General features: G+C 73.2%; 22 protein-coding genes and 1 pseudogene. 20 read left to right on the forward strand and 3 right to left on the reverse strand.

Features of this window, described 5'->3' with window-relative positions; all coding sequences use genetic code 11:
* Window positions 1–151 precede the first annotated feature (151 nt).
* From pyrR to ACS3YM_RS07735, 3 genes are read left to right on the forward strand one after another with little or no spacing between them, the layout of a single operon-like run.
* Window positions 152–688, forward strand: coding sequence for a bifunctional pyr operon transcriptional regulator/uracil phosphoribosyltransferase PyrR (gene pyrR / locus ACS3YM_RS07725; RefSeq protein ID WP_439939491.1), 537 nt, complete (start codon window positions 152–154; stop codon window positions 686–688).
* Window positions 685–1,611 carry an aspartate carbamoyltransferase catalytic subunit gene (locus tag ACS3YM_RS07730; protein WP_439939492.1) on the forward strand — a complete coding sequence of 309 codons (927 nt, stop codon included), beginning with the start codon at window positions 685–687 and terminating at the stop codon, window positions 1,609–1,611. The genes pyrR and ACS3YM_RS07730 overlap by 4 nt, the downstream gene beginning before the upstream one ends.
* Window positions 1,611–2,897: a dihydroorotase gene (locus ACS3YM_RS07735; protein ID WP_439939493.1), complete on the forward strand. Its 1,287-nt coding sequence runs from the start codon at window positions 1,611–1,613 to the stop codon at window positions 2,895–2,897. Before ACS3YM_RS07730 ends, ACS3YM_RS07735 begins: the two co-directional genes overlap by 1 nt.
* Here ACS3YM_RS07735 and ACS3YM_RS07740 read toward each other — a convergent pair whose 3' ends face one another.
* A complete protein-coding gene (locus tag ACS3YM_RS07740) occupies window positions 2,898–3,542 on the reverse strand; it encodes a DUF3060 domain-containing protein (RefSeq protein WP_439939494.1) in 645 nt (214 codons plus the stop codon). It abuts the gene before it with no gap.
* Window positions 3,543–3,588: 46 nt separating this feature from the next.
* A complete protein-coding gene (locus ACS3YM_RS07745) occupies window positions 3,589–4,305 on the reverse strand; it encodes a VOC family protein (RefSeq protein ID WP_439939495.1) in 717 nt (238 codons plus the stop codon).
* 32 nt (window positions 4,306–4,337) lie between these two features.
* On the opposite strand from ACS3YM_RS07745, the gene ACS3YM_RS07750 reads away from it, so the two are divergent.
* On the forward strand, window positions 4,338–4,757 hold the full coding sequence (locus ACS3YM_RS07750; RefSeq protein ID WP_439939496.1) for a VOC family protein: 420 nt from the start codon (window positions 4,338–4,340) through the stop codon (window positions 4,755–4,757).
* A 10-nt stretch (window positions 4,758–4,767) separates the two neighbouring features.
* Here ACS3YM_RS07750 and ACS3YM_RS07755 read toward each other — a convergent pair whose 3' ends face one another.
* Entirely contained in the window at window positions 4,768–6,012 is a 1,245-nt protein-coding gene (locus ACS3YM_RS07755; RefSeq protein ID WP_439939497.1) for an acetyl-CoA hydrolase/transferase family protein, read from the reverse strand.
* Window positions 6,013–6,179: 167 nt separating this feature from the next.
* Between ACS3YM_RS07755 and ACS3YM_RS07760 the strand changes: the two genes are divergently transcribed.
* The 16 genes and pseudogenes from ACS3YM_RS07760 to fmt all read left to right on the forward strand — a co-directional run bounded on the left by ACS3YM_RS07760 (window position 6,180) and on the right by fmt (window position 24,023).
* Window positions 6,180–7,799, forward strand: a complete 1,620-nt coding sequence (locus tag ACS3YM_RS07760) for an ATP-binding cassette domain-containing protein (protein ID WP_439939498.1) — start codon at window positions 6,180–6,182, stop codon at window positions 7,797–7,799.
* Window positions 7,800–7,981: 182 nt separating this feature from the next.
* A complete protein-coding gene (gene carA / locus ACS3YM_RS07765; protein ID WP_439939499.1) occupies window positions 7,982–9,136 on the forward strand; it encodes a glutamine-hydrolyzing carbamoyl-phosphate synthase small subunit in 1,155 nt (384 codons plus the stop codon).
* Between the two features lies 1 nt (window position 9,137).
* Window positions 9,138–12,473: a carbamoyl-phosphate synthase large subunit gene (gene carB / locus ACS3YM_RS07770; RefSeq protein WP_439939500.1), complete on the forward strand. Its 3,336-nt coding sequence runs from the start codon at window positions 9,138–9,140 to the stop codon at window positions 12,471–12,473.
* Between the two features lie 2 nt (window positions 12,474–12,475).
* Window positions 12,476–13,507 carry a quinone-dependent dihydroorotate dehydrogenase gene (locus ACS3YM_RS07775; protein WP_439939501.1) on the forward strand — a complete coding sequence of 344 codons (1,032 nt, stop codon included), beginning with the start codon at window positions 12,476–12,478 and terminating at the stop codon, window positions 13,505–13,507.
* Between the two features lie 18 nt (window positions 13,508–13,525).
* Window positions 13,526–14,347, forward strand: a complete 822-nt coding sequence (locus ACS3YM_RS07780; protein WP_439939502.1) for an iron-sulfur cluster-binding protein — start codon at window positions 13,526–13,528, stop codon at window positions 14,345–14,347.
* Complete coding sequence (locus ACS3YM_RS07785; protein WP_439939503.1) at window positions 14,344–15,177, forward strand: hypothetical protein; 834 nt, start codon at window positions 14,344–14,346, stop codon at window positions 15,175–15,177. The genes ACS3YM_RS07780 and ACS3YM_RS07785 overlap by 4 nt, the downstream gene beginning before the upstream one ends.
* Window positions 15,174–15,998, forward strand: coding sequence for an orotidine-5'-phosphate decarboxylase (gene pyrF, locus ACS3YM_RS07790; protein WP_439939504.1), 825 nt, complete (start codon window positions 15,174–15,176; stop codon window positions 15,996–15,998). Before ACS3YM_RS07785 ends, pyrF begins: the two co-directional genes overlap by 4 nt.
* Window positions 15,995–16,429 (forward strand): hypothetical protein, encoded by a 435-nt coding sequence (locus ACS3YM_RS07795; protein WP_439939505.1) that lies wholly within the window; start codon window positions 15,995–15,997, stop codon window positions 16,427–16,429. The genes pyrF and ACS3YM_RS07795 overlap by 4 nt, the downstream gene beginning before the upstream one ends.
* A gap of 135 nt (window positions 16,430–16,564) precedes the next feature.
* Window positions 16,565–16,888 carry an integration host factor, actinobacterial type gene (gene mihF, locus ACS3YM_RS07800; RefSeq protein ID WP_310252650.1) on the forward strand — a complete coding sequence of 108 codons (324 nt, stop codon included), beginning with the start codon at window positions 16,565–16,567 and terminating at the stop codon, window positions 16,886–16,888.
* Between the two features lie 65 nt (window positions 16,889–16,953).
* On the forward strand, window positions 16,954–17,523 hold the full coding sequence (gene gmk, locus ACS3YM_RS07805) for a guanylate kinase (RefSeq protein ID WP_439939848.1): 570 nt from the start codon (window positions 16,954–16,956) through the stop codon (window positions 17,521–17,523).
* A 42-nt stretch (window positions 17,524–17,565) separates the two neighbouring features.
* Window positions 17,566–17,850 (forward strand): annotated as a pseudogene (gene rpoZ / locus ACS3YM_RS07810) (DNA-directed RNA polymerase subunit omega); the annotation flags it as partial.
* 13 nt (window positions 17,851–17,863) lie between these two features.
* A complete protein-coding gene (coaBC, locus tag ACS3YM_RS07815) occupies window positions 17,864–19,078 on the forward strand; it encodes a bifunctional phosphopantothenoylcysteine decarboxylase/phosphopantothenate--cysteine ligase CoaBC (protein WP_439939506.1) in 1,215 nt (404 codons plus the stop codon).
* A gap of 70 nt (window positions 19,079–19,148) precedes the next feature.
* Window positions 19,149–20,351 (forward strand): methionine adenosyltransferase, encoded by a 1,203-nt coding sequence (gene metK / locus ACS3YM_RS07820; RefSeq protein ID WP_439939507.1) that lies wholly within the window; start codon window positions 19,149–19,151, stop codon window positions 20,349–20,351.
* Between the two features lie 123 nt (window positions 20,352–20,474).
* Window positions 20,475–22,481, forward strand: a complete 2,007-nt coding sequence (locus tag ACS3YM_RS07825) for a primosomal protein N' (protein ID WP_439939508.1) — start codon at window positions 20,475–20,477, stop codon at window positions 22,479–22,481.
* Between the two features lie 70 nt (window positions 22,482–22,551).
* Entirely contained in the window at window positions 22,552–23,097 is a 546-nt protein-coding gene (gene def / locus ACS3YM_RS07830) for a peptide deformylase (protein WP_439939509.1), read from the forward strand.
* Complete coding sequence (gene fmt / locus ACS3YM_RS07835; protein WP_439939510.1) at window positions 23,097–24,023, forward strand: methionyl-tRNA formyltransferase; 927 nt, start codon at window positions 23,097–23,099, stop codon at window positions 24,021–24,023. Before def ends, fmt begins: the two co-directional genes overlap by 1 nt.
* The last annotated feature ends 10 nt before the right edge of the window (window positions 24,024–24,033 follow it).

Consider the following 24,033-nt stretch of genomic DNA (forward strand, 5'->3'; position numbering starts at 1 on the left):
AAGTGCCCGCTCGGGCCGTCCCAGCGCGAGGAAGTGCCGTGTCACCTGTAGGGTCGGGGCCGATCGACATCCTTTAACGAGCCGTCCCGTGAGGCGGAGAAGGAGGTCCGGCGCGCAGATGCCTGCCCCCGAAGACACCAGCCCTGACCCCGTGAGCGACAGGGCGGACCGCACCGTCCTCGACGCCCGCGACATCTCCCGGGCGCTGACCCGGATCTCGCACGAGTTGCTCGAGCGCAACAAGGGCGCCACCGACCTGGTGCTGCTCGGCCTGCACACGCGCGGCGTACCCCTGGCGCGGCGCATCGGCGACAAGATCGCCGCCGTCGAGGGTGCGCCCGTGGCGGTCGGCGAGCTCGACGTGACGATGTACCGCGACGACCTGCGCTCCCAGCCGACGCGCCGCGCGCACAAGACCGCCCTGCCCCCGGGCGGGATCGACCGCAAGGTGGTCGTGCTGGTCGACGACGTGCTCTTCTCCGGCCGCACGATCCGGGCCGCGCTCGACGCGCTGGCCGACCTCGGCCGCCCCGCCGCCGTACGCCTGGCGGTGCTCGTGGACCGCGGCCACCGCGAGCTGCCGATCCGTGCCGACCACGTCGGCAAGAACCTGCCCAGCGCCCTCGCCGAGCGGGTCAGCGTCCGCCTGGCCGAGGTCGACGGCACCGACGAGGTGACGATCTCGTGAAGCACCTGCTCTCCATCGACGACCTGTCCACCGACGAGGTCCAGCAGCTGTTCGAGACCGCCGCGGACATGCACGACGTGCAGAACCGCGAGGTCAAGAAGCTGCCGGCGCTGCGCGGTCGCACGGTCGTCAACATGTTCTTCGAGGACTCCACCCGCACCCGCTCGTCGTTCGAGATCGCCGGCAAGTGGCTCTCCGCCGACGTGATCAACGTCAGCGCGAAGGGCTCGAGCACGTCCAAGGGCGAGAGCCTGCGCGACACCGTGCTGACCGTCTGCGCCATGGGCGTCGACGGCCTCGTCATCCGCCACCCGGCCAGCGGCGCCGCCCTCCAGGTGAGCCAGTGGGTCGACGCGTCGGTGGTCAACGCCGGCGACGGGATGCACGAGCACCCGACCCAGGCCCTCCTCGACGCCTACACGCTGCAGCGCCACCTCGGCTCGCTCGAGGGGCGCCACGTCGCGATCATTGGCGACCTGACCCACAGCCGGGTCTTCCGCTCCAACGTCCAGTGCCTGACCAAGCTCGGCGCCCGCGTCACCGTGGTCGCGCCGCCCACGCTGATGCCGAGCGGCATCGGCGCGTGGTCGGCCGCGGCCGGCTTCGAGACGTCGTACGACGTCGACGCAGTGCTGCCGGACGCGGACGCGGTGATGATGCTGCGGGTCCAGCGGGAGCGGATGTCCGGCGCCTACTTCCCGAGCCCGCGCGAGTACACCGTCGGCTACGGCCTCACCCGCAACCGGCTCGCGCTGCTCAAGCCCGACGTCCCCATCTGCCACCCCGGCCCGATGAACCGTGGCCTCGAGATCGCCGCCGACGCCGCCGACGCGGCCCAGTCGGTCGTGCTGGAGCAGGTCTCCAGCGGGCTCGCGATCCGGATGGCCGTGCTCTACCACCTGCTGGCAGGAGAAGAAGCCTGATGTCCCTCGTGATCACCGGAGCATCGCTGCTCGGCGAGAAGACCGGAGACCTGTACGTCGACGACGCGGGGATGCTCGTCGAGGAGGCGCCCTCGGGCGCCGAGACGCTCGACGCCGACGGACTCGTCGCCCTGCCCGGGCTCGTCGACCTGCACACGCACCTGCGCGAGCCGGGACGCGAGGACGCCGAGACGATCCTCACCGGCTCGCAGGCCGCCGCGCTGGGCGGCTACACGGCCGTCCTGGCCATGGCCAACACGACGCCCGTCACCGACACCGCCGAGGCGGCCACGCGGGTCTGGGAGCTCGGTCGCGAGGCCGGGCTCGTGCACGTGCAGCCCGTGGGCGCGGTGACGCGCGGGCTCGGCGGCGAGGAGCTCGCCGAGCTCGGCCTGATGCACCGCTCGCGGGCCCGGGTGACCGTCTTCTCCGACGACGGCAAGTGCGTGCACGACCCCCGGGTGATGCGCCGCGCGCTGGAGTACGTCAAGGCGTTCGGCGGGGTCGTCTCGCAGCACTCGCAGGACCCGGCGCTGGCCGGGCCGGCTGCCTGCTGCCACGAGGGCGAGGTCTCCGGACGACTCGGGCTGCCCGGCTGGCCGGGCATCGCCGAGGAGGTCATCGTCGCGCGCGACGTGATGCTCGCCCGTCACACCGGCTCACGGGTCCACGTCGCCCACGTCTCGACAGCCGGCTCGGTGGAGGTCCTGCGGTGGGCCAAGGCGCAGGCCGAACGGGACGGCCACTGGGCGGTCACCGCCGAGGTGACGCCGCACCACCTGCTGCTCACCACCGACCTGCTGACCAGCTACGACCCGACCTTCAAGGTCAACCCGCCGCTTCGCCCGCAGGAGGACGTCGACGCGCTCCGGGAGGCCCTCGCCGACGGCACCATCGACGCGGTCGCGACCGACCACGCCCCGCACGCGCGCCACGACAAGGAGCACGCCTTCGTCGACGCGGCCTTCGGGATGCTCGGCCTCGAGACCGCGCTCGGCGTGGTGCGCACGGTCATGCCGGACCTGTCGTGGGCCGACATCGCCCGCGTCATGTCCGTCACGCCGGCCAGGATCGCCGGCCTCGCCTCCCAGGGCCAGCCGCTCGCGCCCGGATCGCCCTCCCACGTCGTGCTGGTCGACCCGGACGCGGCGATCACCGTCGACCGCGACTCCTCGGCGTCGCTGTCGCGCAACAACCCGTGGCACGGGCGCAGCCTCACCTCGCGGGTCGTGCACACGGTCTACGGCGGGCGCGTCACGGTCCGCGACGGCGCGCTCGTCGACTGATCAGCGGCGGCGCGGGCGCAGGTCGAGCACGTTGTCGGCGCCGCGGTCACGGACGGTCGTACGACCCCGCGCGACGGTGACCGCGTTGCGGGCGCCGGTGAGGACCAGGCGGTCGGCGCGCGTCAGGCCGAGCACGTTGTCCGAGCCGGTGACGCGCGTCCGGTAGGCCTTGCGGGCCCGCACCGTGTCGGAGCCGCGCAGGCGCAGGACGTTGATGGTGTCGGCCGACAGCGACGAGGAGGTGCTGGCCAGCTCGGCGAGCTCGACGAGGCCGGACACCGTCACCGTCGAGCCCGCGCCCGACACCGCCAGCGACTGGACGGACGGAGCGGTGAGGCTGGTGCCGGCGCCGACGACGTCGAGCCCACCCAGCGACTTGGCCGTGATCGTGCTGCCGGTGCCGTCGACGACGAGCCGGGTGGCGGTGGGCATCGTCACCGTGGTGTCGTCGCCGGTGACCCGGACGACGCCGCAGGTGCCGCGCAGGTCGTAGGCGACGTCGTCCCACGGCAGGACGGTCTCGTCGCCGATCTCGCACTGCACCGGCACGACGAGGCCGGCGGCGTGCGCGGGGACGACCGCAGCGCCGGCGGCGGTGGCGGTCAGGGCGAGGACTGCGGAGAGGGCATTCCGAAGGAAGGTCACATACTGAGAGTACGCATGTTCACCCGGTCTGGCTCCGTGCGTCGCGTCACACCGCCCGCCCGGTGCCCGGGTCGCGGTTGGTGAGGCAGTAGACCTGCCCGCCCGGCGCGGTGAGCACGGTCCAGTGGTCGTGCACCGCCACGACGCGTGCGCCCAGGTCCACGTGCCGAGCCGTGTCGGAGCCCCGGTCAGCCGTCGCGAGGTCCGGGTGGGCGCGCACCGTGCCTCGGGCGTCACCGAGGCGCTGGAGCAGGATGCGCGGCCGCTCCAGGTCGAGGAGGCGCACGAACCCCGGCGCCGTGCCGACCTGAGGTCCCCGACCCGTCAGGTCGCGCCAGAAGGCGACCTCGACGTCCCAGAGGTCTGACGGGACGTCGAGGCAGACCTGGTCGAGGATGGTGGCGCCGTCGCGGTGCAGGGCGGGCCGGCCGTCGAGGAGCGTGTGGCAGAAGAGGAAGCCGCCGGGGGACCGCATCACCTCGACGTCGTGGTAGGCCCACGCCGTGGTCGCGCCGAGTGCCCGCGCCCGGGCGATGGCCGCCGGCCGGTCGGTCGAGTCCAGGTCGAGGTGCACCCCTGCCGGCCCGTCGACGGCCTGCATCTTGACGTACGCCGACCCTGCCGCCGGCAGCAGCGTGAGGAACTGGCCGTCCTCGCCGCGACGCTCCGACGGCGTCCAGCCGGTGGCTGCCGACCAGAAGCCCACGGCCTCCTCGAAGTGCTCGGCGGGGGTGTCCAGGAAGATCTGGATCCAGGAGGTCATGGGCCGATCCTCACACCTCGTAGGGTCGGGGGATGAGCGACTTCCCGCCAGTGGTCCCGCAGCTGCTGCACACCGTCCTCGACGCCCGGAACCCACGCCGGGAGGCCGAGTTCTGGCGTGACCTCCTCGGCCTGGCCTACCGCCCCGGGGACGAGGCCCCCGAGGGCGCGGACCACGCCGACTGGCTGGTGCTCACCCATCCCGACGGTCGACGCTGCCTCGCCATCCAGCAGGTCGGGTCGCTGCCCGAGAGCCGGTGGCCGGAGCCTGGGCACCCGTCGGTCAGCCACCTCGACACCACGGTCCCGTCGCGGGCGGCGCTGGACGCCGTGCACGAGCGGGTGCTCGCGCTGGGCGGGGAGCTGCGGTTGGACCGCACCGACGACCCCGACGAGCCGCTGCGGGCCTACGCCAGCCCCGAGGGCCACGTCTTCTGCGTCTTCGTCGACTGAGCCGCGCCTCTCAGGCCAGCCCGAGCCCCCGAGCCTCCTCCCACAGGTCGTCGCGCACGCGCGGGTGGGCGGCGTGCTCGATCAGGTTGTGCGCCTGGGCCCGCTCGTCGCGTCCCCACATCCACGCGATGCCCTGCTCCGTGACGACCGCGCCGTGCTGGAAGGACGTCACCGGCTCGTCGACCAGGGGGACGATCGTCGACACGTCCGCCCGCGGGTGCCAGCTGCGCAGCGCCATGAACGCCCGGCCGCCGGGGGAGTGGCTCGCCCCGACGGTGAAGTCGGTCTGGCCGCCGAAGCCGCTGTAGATCCGCGCCCCGATCCGCGACGCGTTGGCCTGGTCGAACAGGTCGACCTGCAGGGCGGTGTTGATGGACGTCATCGCGGGCTGGCGGGCGATCTCGGCGGGGGAGTTGGTCGTCTCGGTGCGCAGCATCCGCACGCGCGGATTGTCGTCCACCCAGTCGTAGAGCTCCTGGCTGCCGAACACGAACGACGTACGCAACGGCGTGCCGCGGTCCAGCGCACCGGCCTCCTCCAGGGTCAGCACGCCGTCGCTGAACATCTCGGTCCAGATCTTCAGTCCGCGCCGCTCGAGGACACCGGCGATGGTCGCGTCCGGCACCTCCCCGATGCCCGCCTGCAGGGTGGCGCCGTCGCCGATCTCGGCGGCGACGCGGGAGCCGATCAGCCGGGCGTCGTCGCTCGGCGCCGCGGCCGCGTGGGTGGTCAGGGGCGCGTCGACCTCGACGCCGAGGTCGATGTCGTCGAGGGAGATCTCGGCGTCCCCGAAGGTCCATGGCATCCGCGGGTTGAGCATCGCGACGACCAGCGCGCGACGCTCGCGAGCAGCCTCGATCGCCGCCGGGAGCACGTTGACCTCCAGCCCCAGCGAGACCTGGCCGTTGCGGGGCGTGGTGGTGTGCACCACCACCACGTCCGGAGCGAGCGGACCGCAGAAGAGCCGCGGCACCATCGAGAGCCGGCACGGCACGTAGGCCAGGCGGGGGTGCCGCCGGAAGCCCGGACCCACGAACGTCGTCTCGGGGACCACGCCGTCGTGCAGCGGCAGGTCGCACTGGGCGTTGAGGGCGTGCAGGCGAGCCGCGGGCAGCTCGGCCAGCAGCGGGGTGAGCAACGCGGTGGGCGAGGCGAAGTTGCCGCTCGTCACGATCCTGGGCACGGTGCCGGGCGTGAGCCTGGCGCAGTGCGCGCGGACGGTCCGGACGGCCTGGTCGAGGTCGACGACGTGCATGGGGTCAGCCTGCCAGCGCGGTGTCGTAATTCGGTGGGCCTTCCGGCCCGCGCCACCTAGGCTGTTGGTCATCATGTGGATCCACGACTGACCCGACCCGCGTCCGCGGCGGCGCTCCTGCGCCCGAGCCCGGCGGGTCCCGCCTGTCAGCCTCGAAGGACCTCCGCATGACCGCATCCACCATCACCCTCGCTCCGCTCGTCGTCAGCGATCTCTCGGTGTCCTATCCCGACCGCACCGTCCTGACGGGCATGGACCTGCTGGCCCAGCCCGGCCGGCGCATCGGCCTCGTCGGCGAGAATGGCGTCGGCAAGTCGACGCTGCTGCGTGCAGTCGCCGGTCGCCTGCCGTCCCGCGCCCGCGTGAGAGGCACGGTGCAGGCCCCCGGCGACCTCGTCCTCCTCGGGCAGGAGAGGCCGTTCCGGGACGGCGCCAGCGTGGCCGACGTGCTCGCCATGACGCTGGCGCCCCTGCGCGACGCCGTCACGGACGTCGAGCGGCTCGCCGCCGCCGTGGGCACCGCCGAGGGAGACGCGGCCTACGAGCGCGCCCTGGAGGTCGCGCTGGCCCACGACGCGTGGGACGCGGACCGCCGGGCCGCCCTCGCCGCCGCGCGACTGGGACTCGACCTCGCGCCCGAACGGCTGGTGGGCACGCTGTCCGGCGGTCAGCGCACCCGGCTCGCGCTCGCCACGATCATGACCACGCGGCCGACGTGCCTGCTGCTCGACGAGCCCACCAACCACCTCGACGACGAGGCGATCGACGTCCTCACCGACTTCCTGCGCGAGCTGCCCGGTGTCGTCGTCCTCGCCAGCCACGACCGGGTGCTGCTGGACGACGTCTGCACCGACCTCGTCGACCTCGATGCCGGCGAGCTCGGCACGGACGGCAGCGGCGGGAAGCGCTTCGGCGGCGGCTGGAGTGCCTACGAGGCGGCGCGGGCGGACGCGCGACGCCGGTGGGAGGAGACGTACGCCGAGCAGCAGGAGGAGATCGGCCGGCTGCGCGCCGCGACGCGCATCGGGACGAGTGCCATCGCGCACGACCGGCCGCCCACCGACAACGACAAGTTCATCTACTTCGGCAAGGGGCAGAAGGTCGCCCGGGCGCTGTCGCGTCGCAAGGCCGACGCGCAGCGTCGGCTCGAGCTCACCGAGCGCGAGCAGGTGCGCAAGCCCCCGGCGCCGCTCAGGTTCCGCGGGGACCTCACCGTTCGGTCGACAGGGAGGCTCGTCCAGGCGCGCGACCTCGAGGTGGTGGGCCGGATGAGGCTGTGCCAGATGGACCTGTCGGCAGGGGAGCACCTGCTGCTCACCGGACCCAACGGCTCGGGGAAGTCCACCCTCCTCGGCGTCCTCTCCGGCCGCCTCCGGGCGACCGGCGGCACGGTCGAGGTGAGCGCGCGGACGGTGCGCGAGCTGACCCAGGACCCGGAGGTGCGGGACCCGTCGCGCCCGGCCCTGTCGACGTACGACGCCGCGGTCCGCGGGCTCGCCGACCCGCCGCCGCTGCGCGACCTCGGCCTGCTGCACCCGCGCGACCACCGCACGCCGGTCGGCAGCCTGTCGGTGGGGCAGCGACGACGCCTCGGGCTGGCCGTCGCGATCGCCGCGGCGCCGGACCTGCTGCTGCTCGACGAGCCGACCAACCACGTCTCGCTGGCGCTCGCCGGTGAGCTCGAGGAGGCGCTCGCGACCTCGCCGGGCGGCGTCGTGCTGGCCTCGCACGACCGCTGGCTGCGCCGCCGCTGGCGAGGACCGGAGCTGGTCCTCTCCCCCTGGTGACGCCCACTGGGTGCGCGAGATGGACGCTGGGACCCCGGAATGGGGCCACCCGAGCGGACACATGGCCGCTCGAGTCGCGTCGTGGACGCGATGCCGTCGCCCGACCCTCGCGCTGGTAGGGTCGGCGTCGGCTCGAACATCCTTTAACGATCCGTCCCGTGAGGCGGAGAAGGAGGTACGGCATGGCTCTGCCTGCCAGGAATCAGACCGCAGCGCTCTTGGTCCTCGAGGACGGGCGCACCTTCCGCGGTGAGTCCTTCGGTGCCGAGGGCGAGACCTTCGGCGAGGCGGTCTTCTCCACCGGCATGTCCGGCTACCAGGAGACGCTGACCGACCCCAGCTACCACCGCCAGGTCGTCGTGATGACGGCCCCGCACGTCGGCAACACCGGGATGAACGACGAGGACCCCGAGTCCTCGCGCATCTGGGTCGCCGGCTACGTCGTCCGCGACCCCGCGCGCGTGCCGTCCAACTGGCGCAGCGTCCGCGGCCTCGGCGAGGAGCTGCGCGACCAGGGCGTCGTCGGCATCTCCGGCGTCGACACCCGCGCCCTGACCCGGCACCTGCGCGAGCGCGGTGCGATGCGGGTCGGCATCTCCACCACCGAGACCGACCCCGAGCGGCTGCTGCAGCGGGTCCTGGAGTCCGGCGTGATGACCGGAGCCAACCTGAGCGAGGCGGTCTCGACCCCGGAGGCCTACGTCGTGCCCGCGCAGGGCGAGAAGCGCCTCACGGTCGCCGCGATCGACCTCGGGATCAAGGCCAACACCCCGCGGATGATGAGCGAGCGCGGCATCGAGGTGCACGTGCTCCCCGCCACGGCGACGCTCGCCGACGTGCAGGCGGTCGACCCGGACGGGCTCTTCTTCTCCAACGGCCCCGGCGACCCGGCCGCCACCACCGCCCAGGTCGAGCTGCTGCAGGGCGCCCTGCGAGCCGGCATCCCCTACTTCGGCATCTGCTTCGGCAACCAGCTCTTCGGCCGGGCGCTGGGCTTCGGCACCTACAAGCTCAAGTACGGCCACCACGGGATCAACCAGCCGGTGATGGACCGCACGACCGGCAAGGTCGAGGTCACCGCCCACAACCACGGCTTCGCCGTGGACGCCCCGCTCGAGGGCACGACGACCACCGAGTTCGGCGAGGTCTCGGTCAGCCACGTGTGCCTCAACGACGACGTGGTGGAGGGCCTCGAGCTGCGCGACCCAGAAGATGCAGGCGGGCGTCTCAAGAGCTTTTCCGTGCAGTACCACCCGGAGGCCGCGGCCGGCCCGCACGACGCGGCCTACCTCTTCGACCGGTTCGCGGATCTCATGACCGACAGGAAGGGCGCCTGACATGCCCAAGCGCACTGACATCCAGTCCGTCCTGGTCATCGGCTCCGGGCCGATCATCATCGGCCAGGCCTGCGAGTTCGACTACTCCGGCACCCAGGCGTGCCGCGTGCTGCGGGAGGAGGGCCTGCGGGTCATCCTGGTCAACTCCAACCCGGCCACGATCATGACCGACCCCGAGTTCGCCGACGCTACCTACGTCGAGCCGATCACGCCCGACTTCGTCGAGAAGGTCATCGCCCAGGAGCGCCCCGACGCGCTGCTCGCGACGCTCGGCGGCCAGACCGCCCTCAACTGCGCGATGGCCCTCGACAAGGCCGGAGTCCTCGAGAAGTACGGCGTCGAGCTGATCGGCGCCTCCATCGAGGCGATCGAGCGCGGCGAGAACCGCCAGCAGTTCAAGAAGATCGTCGAGCAGCTCGGCGGCGAGTCCGCCAAGAGCGTCATCTGCCACTCGATGGACGACCTGCTCGCCGCGGCCGACGAGCTCGGCTACCCGATGGTCGTGCGCCCCTCCTTCACGATGGGCGGCACCGGCTCGGGCATGGCCTACGACGAGGCCGACCTGCGGCGCATCGGCGGCGCCGGCCTGGCCGCCAGCCCGACCACCGAGGTGCTCCTGGAGGAGTCGATCCTCGGCTGGAAGGAGTACGAGCTCGAGGTGATGCGCGACCGGGCCGACAACAGCGTGATCGTCTGCTCGATCGAGAACCTCGACCCGATGGGCGTGCACACCGGCGACTCGATCACCGTCGCCCCGGCGATGACCCTGACCGACCGCGAGTACCAGGCGATGCGCGACCTCGCGATCGGCATCATCCGCGCGGTCGGGGTCGACACCGGTGGCTGCAACATCCAGTACGCCGTCAACCCGGCCGACGGGCGCCTCATCGTCATCGAGATGAACCCGCGCGTCTCCCGCTCGAGCGCCCTGGCGTCCAAGGCGACCGGCTTCCCGATCGCCAAGATCGCGGCGAAGGTGGCGATCGGCTACACCCTCGACGAGATCCGCAACGACATCACGCAGGAGACCCCGGCGTCCTTCGAGCCGACGCTCGACTACGTCGTGGTGAAGGTGCCGCGGTTCGCCTTCGAGAAGTTCCCCGAGGCCGACCCGACGCTGACCACGCACATGAAGTCGGTCGGCGAGGCGATGGCCATCGGCCGCAACTTCACCGAGGCCCTGCAGAAGGCGCTGCGCTCGCTGGAGAGCAAGCACGCGCCCTTCGACTGGCACAAGGAGTGGGTCGAGCTCGACAAGGACGCCCTGCTCGAGGAGATCAAGGTCCCGCACGACGGCCGCCTCAAGAAGGTCATGGACGCGATCCGGGCCGGTGCGACGCCGGAGGAGATCTTCGACGCGACCGCCATCGACCCCTGGTTCGTCGACCAGCTGGCGCTGATCAACGAGGTCGCCGTGCAGCTCATCGACGCCACCGAGCTCACCCCCGACCTGCTGCGCCTGGCCAAGCGCCACGGCTTCTCCGACGACCAGATCGGCAAGATCCGCGGGCTCAGCGCCGACGTGATCCGCGGCGTCCGCCACGCGCTCGGCATCCGGCCGGTCTTCAAGACCGTCGACACCTGCGCGGCCGAGTTCGCCGCGCAGACGCCGTACCACTACTCGTCCTACGACGAGGAGACCGAGGTGCAGCCGCGGGCCGAGGGCAAGGAGGCCGTGATCATCCTGGGCTCCGGGCCCAACCGCATCGGCCAGGGCATCGAGTTCGACTACAGCTGCGTCCACGCCTCGCTCGCGCTGGCCGAGGCCGGCTACGAGACGATCATGGTCAACTGCAACCCGGAGACGGTGAGCACCGACTACGACACCTCCGACCGGCTCTACTTCGAGCCGCTGTCGCTCGAGGACGTCCTCGAGATCGTCCACGCCGAGCAGCAGGCCGGCCCCGTCGCGGGTGTCGTGTGCCAGCTCGGCGGCCAGACCCCGCTCGGCCTGGCCCAGGGCCTCGCCGACGCCGGCGTGCCGATCGTCGGCACCACGCCCGAGGCGATCCACCTCGCCGAGGAGCGCGGTGCCTTCGGCCGGGTCCTCGCCGACGCCGGCCTGCCGGCGCCCAAGCACGGCACCGCGACGTCGTACCCCCAGGCGCAGCGGATCGCCCACGAGATCGGCTACCCGGTGCTCGTGCGACCGTCCTACGTCCTGGGCGGACGCGGCATGGAGATCGTCTACGACGACGCGGCGCTCGAGGCCTACCTCGAGAAGTACGTCGCCAACGGACTGATCAACGAGCGCCAGCCGGTGCTCGTCGACCGGTTCCTCGACGACGCGGTCGAGATCGACGTGGACGCCCTCTTCGACGGCGAGGAGCTCTTCCTCGGCGGCGTGATGGAGCACATCGAGGAGGCCGGCATCCACTCCGGCGACTCGTCCTGCGCCCTCCCGCCGATCACGCTCGGGCGCGAGGAGATCGACCGGATCCGGCGCTCGACCGAGGCCATCGCCCGCGGGCTCGACGTGCGCGGACTGCTCAACATCCAGTACGCCCTCGCCTCCGACGTGCTCTACGTCCTCGAGGCCAACCCGCGCGCGTCGCGGACGGTGCCGTTCGTCTCCAAGGCGACCGCCACGCCGCTGGCGAAGGCGGCGGCCCGGGTGATGCTCGGTGAGTCGATCGCCGACCTCCGCGCGGCCGGCGTGCTGCCTGCCACCGGCGACGGCGGGCACCTGCCCGACGGGTCGCCGATCGCGGTCAAGGAGGCGGTCATGCCCTTCGACCGCTTCAAGACCTCCGACGGGCGCACGGTCGACGCGCTGCTCGGCCCCGAGATGCGCTCGACCGGCGAGGTGATGGGCTTCGACGCCTTCTTCGGCACGGCCTTCGCCAAGGCGCAGGCCGCGGCCTACGGCTCGCTGCCGCTGTCCGGCAAGGTCTTCGTGTCCGTCGCCAACCGCGACAAGCGGCACATGATCTTCCCGGTCAAGCAGATCGCCGACATGGGCTTCGAGATCCTCGCCACCGCCGGCACGGCGGAGGTGCTGCGCCGCAACGGCGTCCAGGCCACGGTCGTGCGCAAGCAGTCCGAGGGCGAGGGCCCCGGCGGCGAGAAGACCATCGTGGGCCGGATCCTCGACCGCGAGGTCGACCTGGTGATCAACACGCCGCACGGTGCGACGAGCGGGGGCTCGCCGCGCGCGGACGGCTACGAGATCCGCACCGCCGCGGTGCTCACCGACATCCCGTGCATCACCACCATCCAGGGCCTCGGCGCCGCGGTGCAGGGCCTCGAGGCGATGCGGCGCGGCGACATCGGGGTCAGGTCGTTGCAGGACTGGGCGAAGCTCGCCGCCTCGTCCACGGGCGACCGGACCGCCTGACCGTGCGGCCCTACGACGTCCTCTTCGCCCACGCCCTCACGCGGGTCGACCCCGAACGCATCCACCATGCGGCGTTCGGGGCGATCCGGGCGGCCGCGCCCGTCACCGCGCGGGCGGTGCGGGTGCCGTCTGCGCCGGTGCACGCGCTGGGACTGACCTTCCCGCACCCCCTCGGGCTCGCGGCCGGCTTCGACAAGAACGCCGTCGGCATCGACGGGCTCGCGGCGCTGGGCTTCGGCCACGTCGAGGTCGGCACGGTCACCGGGGAGGCCCAGCCGGGCAACCCCCGGCCGCGGCTGTTCCGGCTCAAGGACGACCGCGCCATCGTCAACCGGATGGGCTTCAACAACGACGGCGCCGAGGTGGTCGCGCGGCGGCTCGCCGCATGGCGGGCCGGTGGCGGGTCGACGCTGCTCGGGGTGAACATCGGCAAGACCAAGGTCGTGCCGGAGGAGGAGGCGGCCCGCGACTACGAGAAGTCGGCCGGGCTGCTCGCCCCCTACGCCGACTACCTCGTCGTCAACGTCTCCTCGCCCAACACGCCGGGCCTGCGCGACCTGCAGGCCGTCGAGAAGCTCGAGCCCCTGCTCGCCGCCGTACGACGTCGCGCCGACGAGGTGCGCCCCGACCACCGGGTGCCGCTGCTGGTGAAGATCGCACCCGACCTCAGCGACGACGACGTGCTGGCCGTGGCCGACCTCGCGGTCGCCAGCGGGCTCGACGGGATCATCGCCACCAACACCACGATCAGCCGCGACGGGCTCGCGAGCCCCCGCGAGGCGGTCGAGGCGATCGGTGCCGGGGGCCTGAGCGGTCGCCCCCTCACCCAGCGCTCCGAGGACGTCGTGCGCATGCTCCGCACCCGCGTCGGCCCGGACCTCACCCTCGTCGGCGTCGGTGGCATCACCACCGTCGACGACGCCCGGCGGCGCCTGGCGGCGGGAGCCGACCTGCTCCAGGCCTACACGGCGTTCGTCTACGAGGGACCGCTCTGGCCGGGCCGCATCGTGCGCGGCCTGGCCCGGCGCGCGTGATGCAGGTGGCTGACTCGGATGGGTGAGGTGCGGCGGCCCGTGCACGTCCCGGTCCACGTCGACGGCGAGGTCGTGGCGACCAAGCGCATCGGCGCCTACCGCCACCTCACCCTCACCGCGCCCGGCGTCCCCGAGCACTTCCGCGCCGGCAACTTCGTGGCACTGAGCGTCGAGGGCCACGTGGCCCGCCGGCCCCTGTGGGTGCACCGGGTCCGGGCCTCCAGCGCCTTCGGCCCCACGCTCGACGTGGTGGTCGAGCCGCGGGGGACCGGAACCGCCTGGCTGGCCGCCCAGCCCGTCGGCGCCAAGGTGTCGATCACGGGTCCGCTGGGCCGACCCTTCGCGCTGCCCAAGGAAGCCGTGTCCTGCCTGCTGGTGGGCGAGGGCTACGCCGCGGCGCCGTTGTTCCCGTTGGCCGAGCGGCTCCGCGAGCGGGGCTGCGCGGTGTCGCTCGTGGTGTCCGCGCCCGACGAGGCCCGCCTGCTCTCCGCGCTCGAGGCCCGCCGCTCGGCGCGCTCGGTCACCGTCCTGACCGCCGACGGGTCCGTCGGCCAGCGCGGGACCGTCGCCGACCACGTCGACGACCTGGTCCGCCGGAGCGAGGCCGACGTCGTCTACGCGACCGGCCCCACCGCGGTGCTCCGCGCCGCCGCGGGGGCGGCCGAGCGCGCGGGCGCCTGGAGCCAGGTCGCCGTCGAGACGCCGACGCCCTGCGGGACCGGCCTGTGCCACGGCTGCCCGCTGCCGGTGGTGGGGGAGGACGGCGTGGACCGCGTCGTCCGTGCCTGCACCGAGGGCCCGGTCGTGCGTGGCGACCGCGTCAGGTGGGAGACGCTGTGAGCGCGCGCATCCCCGCTCCCGTCATGGTCGCCGCCGGCTGCGGCGGCACCGGTCGCGAGCTGGAGCCCTTCGCCGGTCCCGACGGCCTGGACGGCCTGGACTTCGTGACCCGCTCGATCACCCTCGACGCGCGCACGGGCGGCCCCGGGCCGCGCGTCGTGGAGGTTCCCGGCGGGCTGGTCAACGCCGTCGGGCTCCCCAACCCGGGCCTCGAGCACTTCCTCGCCACCGAGCTGCCGTGGCTCGTGCGCGCCGGCGCACGCGTGATCGTGTCGATCGCCGGCTCCACCATGGGGGAGTACGCCGACCTGGCGCGCCGCCTCAGCCGGGCGCCCGGCGTCGCCGGCCTCGAGGTCAACGTCGGGGCCCCGGACGAGGTGGGGGCCCGGCTCTTCGAGGTGCGCGAGCCCTACCACTCCGCCAGCGTCATCGCCGCGGTCCGGCGCGAGTTCCCGGCCGACCGCCCCGTCCTCGCCAAGCTCCGGCCCGACGTGTCACGCATCGTTGAGGGCGCGCGCTCCTGCCACGAGGCCGGAGCCACGGCGGTCGTCATCGGCAACGCCGTGCCGGCCGCGTTCCCCGACGGGCGCGCCGGGGGGCTCAGCGGCCCGGCGATCGGCCCCATCGCGCTGCGGTGCGTGGCCGTCGTGCACCACGCCCTGCCCGACCTGCCCACCATCGGCTGCGGCGGGGTCCGCGACCTCGCCTCCGCCCGGGCCTACCTCGACGCGGGCGCCACCGCCGTCCAGGTCGGCACCGCACTGCTCCACGACCCCACGACCGTCGCCCGGCTCCGGGCCGACCTCACCTCGACCCAGGAGATGTCATGACTCCCTTCGGCACCCGCCTCGCCCGCGCTATCGAGGATCGCGGCCGGTTCTGCGTCGGCATCGACCCGCACGCCGGGCTGCTGCAGCAGTGGGACCTGGCCGACGACGTCGCGTCCCTGGAGCGGTTCGCGCTGACGGTCGTCGAGGCCGTCGCGCCCGTCGTCAGCGTGGTGAAGCCGCAGAGCGCGTTCTACGAGCGGTTCGGCAGCCGCGGCATCGCGGTCCTCGAGCGCGTGATCGCCGAGTCCCGCGACGCGGGCGCCCTCGTGCTGCTCGACGTGAAGCGCGGCGACATCGGCTCCACCAGCCAGGCCTACGCCGACGCCTACCTCGACCCGGCCTCGCCGCTCGCCAGCGACGCGATCACGGCCAGCCCCTACCTCGGCTTCGGCTCGCTCGACCCGATGGTGGAGGCGTGCCAGCGGCACGGCGGCGGCCTGTTCGTCCTCGCGCTGACCTCCAACAAGGAAGGGCCGGAGGTGCAGCACGCCCGCACCGGTGAGGCGACGGTGGCCGGCACCGTGCTCGCCCACCTGCGCACCCTCAACGCCGACGCCGAGCCGGTGGGCTCGTTCGGTGCGGTCGTGGGCGCCACCATCGGCTCGACCGAGGAGGACCCCGACATCAACGGACCGTTCCTCGTGCCCGGCTACGGCGCCCAGGGCGGCACCGTCGACGACCTGGCCCGCATCTTCGGCGCCGCTGCCCGGTGGGCGCTGCCGAGCTCCTCGCGTGAGGTCCTCGGCGCGGGTCCCGACGTCACGGCGCTGCGCGACGCGGCCCTGCGCGGCAACGACGCCGTGCAAGGGTTGGGGGCGTGAGGCTCCTCGTCGTCCCGCTGCTCGCCTGCCTGCTCGCGGCCGGCTGCTCGAACGACCCGCAGGCCGACTACTGCGACGCGGTGCAGGAGCACCAGGAGTCCCTCACCGACATCGCGGCGGACGAGGACGCCGGCGCGCTCTTCGGAGCACTCGACACCTACGACGACCTGCGCGAGAAGGCACCGCGCGACATCGCCGACGACTGGGACGCCGTCATCGGTCCCCTGCGGGCCCTCGAGCAGGTGCTGTCCGACCACGGCGTCGACCCGTCGACGTACGCCGCCGACGACCCGCCCGCCGACCTCGACGCGGGGGCGCGCGAGGACATCGAGGCGGCGGCCCGCGAGGTCGGGTCGGAGCAGACGGTGACGGCGATGGCGGCCGTGGAGCAGCACGCCCTCGACGTGTGCGGGACGCCGCTCTCGCGCTGAGCGCAGCCGGCGTTGTCGCGCAGATCACGCATCGGCACCCGAGCGCACGGGCCGATTGCCTGCCCCGTCGCCACCTGACTAGATTGACCCGCACCACCCGGACCCACCCCTCGTCGACGAAGAAGGACAGCTTTCGTGGCCTTGCCCCCTCTGACGCCCGAGCAGCGCCAGGCAGCCCTCGACAAGGCTGCGGCCTCCCGACGCGAGCGGGCCGAGGTGAAGAACCGCCTCAAGAACTCCGGCGGCTCGATCCTCGACGTCCTGCACGAGGGCCAGACCAACGAGGTCATCGGCAAGATGCGGGTCGTCGAGCTGCTGCAGTCGGTCCCGGGCCTCGGCCGCGTGCGCGCGCGCCAGGTGATGCAGCGCCTCGGCATCGCCGAGAGCCGCCGGGTGCGTGGCCTGGGCGTCAAGCAGGTCGCCGCGCTCGAGCGTGAGTTCGGCCCCGACGCGTCGTGACCGAAGCAGCGCCCCACGACCAGCGCTCGGCCCCGACCGGCAACCCGACGCACCGCTCCCGACTCATCGTGCTCGCCGGTCCGACCGCCGTCGGCAAGGGCACCGTCGCCGCCGACGTGCGCCGCAGGCACCCCGAGGTCTGGATCTCCGTCTCCGCCACCACCCGGGCGCCGCGCCCGGGGGAGGAGAACGGCGTCCACTACTGGTTCGTCTCCGACGAGGAGTTCGACGCCATGATCGAGAAGGGCGACCTGCTCGAGTGGGCGGTCGTGCACAAGGCGGCCCGCTACGGCACCCCTCGTGGCCCGGTCGAGCTCGCGCTCGCGTCGGGGCACCCCGCGATGCTGGAGATCGACCTCCAGGGGGCCCGCCAGGTCCGCGAGACGATGCCCGAGGCGCTGTTCGTCTTCCTCAAGCCGCCGTCGTGGGACGAGCTCGTACGCCGCCTCGTCGGCCGCGGCACCGAGAGCGAGGCCGAGCGCGAGCGCCGGCTCGAGACGGCGCGGGCCGAGCTGGCTGCCGAGAGCGAGTTCGACGTGACCATCGTCAACCACGAAGTTCACGCTGCTGCCGAGCAGTTGGTAGCCTTGATGGTTGGACCGGCATCACCACCGAGCTCTCCCACCACTGACTAGCGAGGCACCCACACCGTGGCTTCTCCCACCATCGCCGCCGAGGGCGTGACCAACCCCTCGATCGACGACCTGCTCACCAAGACCGACAGCAAGTACAAGCTGGTGCTCTACAGCGCCCAGCGCGCGCGCCAGATCAACGCCTACTACTCCCAGCTGGGCGAGGGCCTGCTGGAGTACGTCGGTCCGCTGGTCGACACCCACGTGCAGGAGAAGCCGCTCTCGATCGCTCTCCGCGAGATCAACGACGACCTCCTGACCTGCGAGGACATCGACCCCGCCGCCGAGGCCGCTGCCGCCGAGGCCGCTGCCGGCGACGCCACGGAGTGACGCGAGCCTCACGATGACCACGAGGGTCGTCCTGGGTGTCTCGGGCGGCATCGCGGCCTACAAGGCGTGCGAGCTGCTGCGCCGGTTCAGCGAGTCGGGGCACGACGTCACCGTCGTGCCCACGGCCGCTGCCCTGGAGTTCGTGGGCGCCCCGACGTGGGCGGCCCTCTCGGGCAAGCCGGTGTCCACCGACGTGTGGACCGACGTCCACGCCGTGCCGCACGTCCAGATCGGGCAACACGCCGACGTCGTGGTCGTGGCCCCGGCGACGGCCGACCTGCTCGCCAAGGCGGCACACGGCCTCGCCGACGACCTGCTGACCAACACCCTGCTCACCGCGCGTTGCCCGGTCGTGTTCGCCCCGGCGATGCACACCGAGATGTGGGAGCACCCGGCGACCCAGGCCAACGTCGCCACCCTTCGCCAGCGTGGCGCCGTGGTGATCGAGCCCGCCGAGGGTCGCCTCACCGGGGCCGACACCGGCAAGGGCCGCCTGCCCGAGCCCGCCGAGATCTTCGAGCTCGTGCTGGAGGTCATCGACCGCGGGGCGGGCGCGCAGGACCTGGCCGGCCGCAAGGTCGTGGTCTCGGCCGGCGGCACGCGCGAGTACCTCGACCCGGTGCGGTTCCTCGGCAACCGCTCGTCGGGCCTGCAGGGCTACGCCCTGGCACGTGCCGCCGCGTCGCGCGGAGCGCACGTGACGCTCGTCAGCGCCAACGTGTCCCTGGCCGACCCGGCCGGCGTCAGCGTCGTACGCGTGGAGACGACCGACCAGCTGCGCGAGGCCGTGGTGGCCGCCACGGCCACCGCCGATGCCGTGGTGATGGCAGCGGCTCCGGCCGACTTCCGGCCCACCTCGGTGAGCAACGACAAGATCAAGAAGGCCGAGGACGGGTCGGCGCCGGCCATCGAGCTGACGCAGAACCCCGACATCCTCGCGGAGATCTCCCACGACCGGGCCCGCGCGGGCGCGGTGATCGTCGGGTTCGCCGCCGAGACCGGTGACGCGACCGGGTCGGTGCTGGACCTCGGTCGCGCCAAGCTCGCCCGCAAGGCCTGCGACCTCCTCGTCGTCAACGACGTCAGTGGGGGAGCCGTGTTCGGCAGCCACGACAACGAGGCCGTCATCCTCGGCGCCGACGGCGCCGCCGTCGAGGTGCCGCGGGGCAGCAAGACCGCACTGGCCCACGTCATCTGGGACGAGGTCGCGCGGCGATTCGCCGAGTGAGACATCCGTCCCGGATGCTGGGAAACCGGTACATTTCGACGTCAACCTTCCACACAAGAATCGAGCAATCGTGGCTGGACGCCTCTTCACCTCCGAGTCCGTGACCGAGGGTCACCCGGACAAGATCGCCGACCGCATCAGCGACTCGGTGCTCGACCACCTCATGTCCGAGGACCCCGACCGCGCCAACCTGCGCGTCGCCGTGGAGACGCTGCTCACCACCGGCCTGGTGGTCGTGGCGGGCGAGGTGCGCACCACCGCCTACGCGCCCGTCGCCGACATCGTCCGCAAGGCGATCCTCGACATCGGCTACGACTCCTCCGAGAAGGGCTTCGACGGCCACACCTGCGGCGTCCAGGTCGCGATCGGCGCCCAGTCGAGCGACATCGCCGCCGGTGTCGACGCGGGCCACGAGTCGCGGGTCGGCTCGTCCGAGGACGAGCTCGACAAGCGCGGTGCCGGCGACCAGGGCCTGATGTTCGGCTACGCCTGCGACGACACGCCCGAGCTGATGCCGCTCCCGATCACGATCGCCCAGCGGCTCGCCCAGCGCCTCACCGAGGTCCGCAAGGAGGGTGTGCTCGACTACCTGCGCCCCGACGGCAAGACCCAGGTCACCATCGAGTACGACGAGGACGACCGTCCGGTGCGCATCGACACCGTCGTGCTCTCGACCCAGCACGACCCCGGCATCGAGCACGCCCAGCTCGAGGCCGACATCAAGGAGCACGTCATCGACCCGGTGCTGGCGGGCTTCGACCTGCCCTCCGAGGGCTACCGGATGCTGGTCAACCCGACCGGCACCTTCGTCATCGGCGGCCCCATGGGTGACGCCGGCCTGACCGGCCGCAAGATCATCGTCGACACCTACGGCGGCATGGCTCGCCACGGCGGTGGCGCGTTCTCCGGCAAGGACCCGTCGAAGGTCGACCGCTCGGCCGCCTACGCGATGCGCTGGGTCGCCAAGAACGTCGTCGCCGCGGGCCTCGCCCGTCGTTGCGAGGCCCAGGTCGCCTACGCCATCGGCAAGGCCGCGCCGGTCGGTGTCTTCATCGAGACCTTCGGCACCGGCGTGGTGCCGGACGAGAAGATCCAGGAAGCCGTCCTCGAGGTCTTCGACCTCCGCCCGGCCGCGATCATCCGCGACCTCGACCTGCTCCGCCCGATCTACGCGCAGACCTCGGCCTACGGCCACTTCGGTCGCGAGCTCCCCGACTTCACCTGGGAGTCGACCGACCGGGCCGACAAGCTGCGGGCCGCCGCCGGGGTCTGACTTCCTCGTGGTTTCCCCGCATATGCGGGGAAACCGGAACTTCCGGGGGTTTGCAAACCCCCGGAAGCTCGAGACACGCCCGCGAGGTCCGGACCGTCGTACCCCGCTGACAGAATCGCCCGCATGACCTCTCGCGACGCCCCGGAAGCCGACATGCTTCCGGGGCTTCGTGCTGCCGTGGACGATGCGCGGGCCAAGGCGGCCGCCACCCGCCGGCGCAAGGCGGCGTCGTGGGAGCCGGCCGAGGTCGACCCCGTCGCCCGGGTGCTGGTCGACATCGCGCTCGCGCACCTCGACCGCCCGTTCGACTACGCCGTGCCCCGCGCGATGGCCGAGACAGCCGTCCCGGGAGCGCGGGTCAAGGTGCGCTTCGCCGGCCAGGACGTCGACGGCTTCGTCGTCGAGCGCGCCAGCCACACAGACCACACCGGCAGCCTGCAGCCGCTGCGGCGCGTGGTGAGCCCGGAACCCGTGCTGGCGCCCGAGATCGTCGCCCTGAGCGAAGCCCTCGCCCGCAGGTACGCCGGCGCCCGGTCCGACGTGCTGCGCCTGGCGGTGCCACCGCGCCACGCCACCACCGAGAAGGCGGCCTCGCCCCCGGCACCACCCTTCGAGCACCACCCGTCCTCGGCCTGGGCCGAGGTCGAGCACGCCGACGCGTTCCTGCGCCGCCTGGGCTCCGGGCAGGCGCCCAGGGCCGTCTGGTCCGCCGCGCCCGCCGACGACTGGCCCGCCATGGTCGCCGAGGCGGTGGCGACGACGTACGCCGCCGGTCGGGGTGCCCTCGTCTGCGTCCCCGACCGCCGCGACGTCGCCCGGGTGGACGCCGCGCTGCGCGAGGCGCTGGGGGAAGGCCACCACGTCTGCCTCACCGCCGACGGGGGACCGGCCGCCCGCTACCGCGACTTCCTGGCCGTCGCGCGTGGCGCCCGCAAGGTCGTCGTCGGCACCCGCTCCGCCGCCTTCGCCCCCGTGCACGACCTGGGCCTAGTGGTCCTGTGGGACGACGGCGACGACCTCCACGCCGAGCCGCGTGCGCCCTACCCCCACACCCGGGAGGTGCTCGTGACGCGGGCCGAGCAGCAGTCGACCGCGGTGCTGCTCGGTGGCGCGGCCCGCACGCCCGAGGCCCAGCAGCTGGTCGCCTCCGGGTGGGCGCACGAGCTCGCGGTCCCGCGCGAGGTGCTGCGCCGCCGCGTGCGCGTCGAGGCGGTGCCGGCGGAGGACCGCTCGGTCGGCACCCGCATCCCGCGAGCGGCCTACGACGCGATCCGCCGCGGCCTCGGGACAGGCCCGGTGCTCGTCCAGACCCCCCGCGCCGGCTATGCCGCGTCGCTGGCGTGCGACACCTGCCGCGCCCCGGCGCGCTGCACCGCGTGCACCGGACCGCTGCTGGTGTCCGGCCCGACCGTGCCGCCCCAGTGCCGCTGGTGCGGCCACGTGGAGTCGGCCTGGGCCTGCGGCACCTGCGGCGGCCGCGGCCTGCGCGCACCCGTGCGGGGAGAGGCGCGCACGGCCGAGGAGCTCGGCCGCATGTTCCCCGGCACCACCGTGCGCAGCTCCAGTGGCGAGCGGGTCGTCGAGCGGGTGGGCAGCCACGCCGACATCGTCGTGGCCACCGTGGGGGCGGAGCCGGTGGCCGAGGAGGGCTACGCCGCGGTCGTCCTCCTCGACACGTGGCTGAGCCTGGCGCGCGACGACATGCGGGCCGCCGAGGAGGCGCTGCGCCGGTGGCTCAACGCCGCCGCGCTGGTCCGGCCCGGCGGTCACGTGGTGGCCGTCGGCGACCCGGCCCACCCTGCGCTGCAGGCGCTCGTGCGGTGGGACCCGACCGGGTTCGCCCGGCGCGAGGCGGAGGAGCGCGCCCAGGCACACCTGCCGCCGGCTGCGAGGATGGCGACCGTGACCGGCGACCCGGGCGCGCTCGACGACGTCCTGCACCTCCTCGACCTGCCCGAGGGGGCGGAGGTCCTCGGACCCGTGCCGCTCGACGACGAGCAACGCGTCCTGCTGCGGGTGCCGTGGTCGCAGGGCGGTGCGCTGTCCGACGCGCTCGGCGACCTCCAACGGGTCCGCTCGGCGCGCAAGCTCGATCCGGTGCGGATCCAGGTGGACCCGCTCAGCGTCTGACGCCGATGGGTCGCGACGGCGCTCCCGTCCCTAGACTTGGCCCCTGCTTCCCCCGAGTCCAAGGAGATCCGTGGCCGTCCAGCCCATCCGCCTCTTCGGCGATCCCGTGCTCCGCCAGCGCGCGATCGAGGTCGACAGCTTCGACAAGGAGCTCCGGCAGCTCGTCACCGACCTCACCGACACGATGCTCGCCGCTCCCGGCGCCGGCCTCGCCGCGCCGCAGATCGGGGTGGGGCTGCGCGTCTTCACCTGGAACGTCCACGGCGAGGTCGGCCACCTGGTCAACCCGTCGCTCGAGCTGTCCGACGAGACCCAGGACGGGGCCGAGGGCTGCCTCTCGCTCCCCGAGCTGACCTACGACTGCCTCCGGGCGCTGTCGGTGGTCGCCACCGGCTTCGACCTGCACGGCGAGCCGCAGCGCATCGAGGCCTCCGAGCTGCTCGCACGCGCCATGCAGCACGAGACCGACCACCTCGACGGCATCCTCTTCATCGACAAGCTCGACACGGCCGCCCGGAAGGCCGCGATGAAGGAGATCCGCGAGTCCGACTGGTTCGGGATGGAGAAGCCCACCGTCAGGGTCAGCCCACACTCCACGTTCGGGCTGGGTCTCTGATGCGCGTCGTCTTCGCCGGCACGCCCGAGGTCGCCCTCCCGGCCCTGGAGGCTGTCGCCGCCAGCCGCCACGAGCTCGTCGGGGTCGTCACGCGACCCGACGCCCCGAGCGGCCGCGGTCGCAAGCTGGTCGCCAGCCCGGTCGCCCAGCGCGCGGAGGAGCTCGGCGTACCCGTGCTCAAGCCCGAGCACCCGCGCGACCCGGACTTCCAGGCCGCCCTGGCCGAGCTCCGGCCCGACGCGTGCCCGGTCGTCGCCTACGGCGCGCTCCTCCCGCAGTCGGCCCTCGACCTGGCACCGCACGGCTGGATCAACCTGCACTTCTCGGTGCTGCCGTCGTGGCGGGGGGCCGCCCCCGTGCAGCACTCGCTGTGGGCGGGCGACGAGGTCACCGGCGCGACCACCTTCCGGATCGTCAAGGCGCTCGACGCCGGGCCGGTCTTCGGCATCATGACCGAGCGCGTCCGGCCCGACGACACGGCCGGCGACCTGCTCGAGCGTCTCGCCGAGGGGGGTGCCGGCCTGCTGGTGCAGACCCTCGACGGCATCGAGGACGGCACGCTCGAGGCACGCGAGCAGCCGGAGGACGGGGTGTCGTACGCGCCCAAGATCCTCGTCGACGACGCCCGCATCGACTGGACGCACCCCGCCGTGGCCATCGACCGCCAGGTCCGGGCCTGCACGCCCGCCCCGGGCGCCTGGAGCACCTTCGAGGGCGACCGGATCAAGATCGGACCGGTCACGCCCGTCGACAGGCCGCCGCTCGAGCCCGGCGTCCTCGAGGTCACCAAGAACGCGGTCTACGTCGGCACCGGCACCGCACCCGTCCAGCTCGGCGAGGTGAAGGCGTTCGGCAAGAGGCAGATGGGCGCCGCCGACTGGGCGCGTGGCGTCCGGCTGGAGTCGGGCGTCCGGCTCGGTGACTAGTCTCGGCGGG

The organism is Nocardioides sp. N13(2025) (assembly GCF_051912545.1).
Lineage (GTDB): Bacteria > Actinomycetota > Actinomycetes > Propionibacteriales > Nocardioidaceae > Nocardioides.